Origin of the sequence: Micromonospora sp. M51 (assembly GCF_018070305.1) — a bacterium.
GTDB lineage: Bacteria > Actinomycetota > Actinomycetes > Mycobacteriales > Micromonosporaceae > Micromonospora > Micromonospora parva.
In genome coordinates this window covers 1-601 of sequence record NZ_JAGPXZ010001410.1, presented here as the reverse complement: position 1 = coordinate 601, position 601 = coordinate 1, and the positions used below count along the sequence as shown (strand labels likewise).

Sequence of the window (601 nt, the reverse complement as noted above, 5' to 3'; positions counted from 1 at the left end):
CAAGCTGGCGTTGGCGCTGACCACGCCCGGGGTCGACGTCCGCTCGGTGGTGCAGGCCCAGCGCAGCGCGACGATGCGGGCCCTGCAGGAGTTGACCCGGTTGAAGTACGGCAGCAACCGGCCGGAGGACCTCCCCTGGCGCCTCGTACTGGACTCGATGGTGTTCCAGGCCGAGGCCGAGGTGCGCTGGCTGGACCACTGCGAGACCAGTCTGGTCCGGCACCAGCCCAGCGGCCCGGCGCCTCCCGCTCCCCCGCCCGGTGACGCCGACGCGCGGGACGCTGCTCGATGGGCCGGCGAGGAGGCACGACGGTGACCGGGGCACGACGGTGAGCGGGGCGGACGACGCGGTGCTGGAGCTACGCGCCGTCCACCGCACCCACGGCACCGGGCCGGCGGCGGTGCACGCGCTGCGCGGCGTCAGCCTTGTCGTTCGGCCCGGCGAGCTGGTCGCCGTGATGGGCCCCTCCGGCTCCGGCAAGTCGACCCTGCTGGCTCTCGCCGGTGGGTTGGACCGCCCGACCGGCGGCGAGGTCCGGGTGGAGGGGCAACCGCTGGGGGCACTGGACCGCCGCGGGCTGGCCCAGCTGCGTCGCCGCCG

Annotated in this window: 1 protein-coding gene and 1 pseudogene; both read left to right on the top strand. The window is 75.9% G+C overall.

Translation table 11 applies throughout. From position 1 onward, the window contains the following. Positions 1-316, top strand: a pseudogene (locus KBX53_RS35145) (PadR family transcriptional regulator); the annotation flags it as partial. 34 nt (positions 317-350) lie between these two features. After that, the coding region (locus KBX53_RS35140) for an ATP-binding cassette domain-containing protein (protein WP_309140927.1) at positions 351-601 on the top strand (251 nt) is incomplete at its 3' end.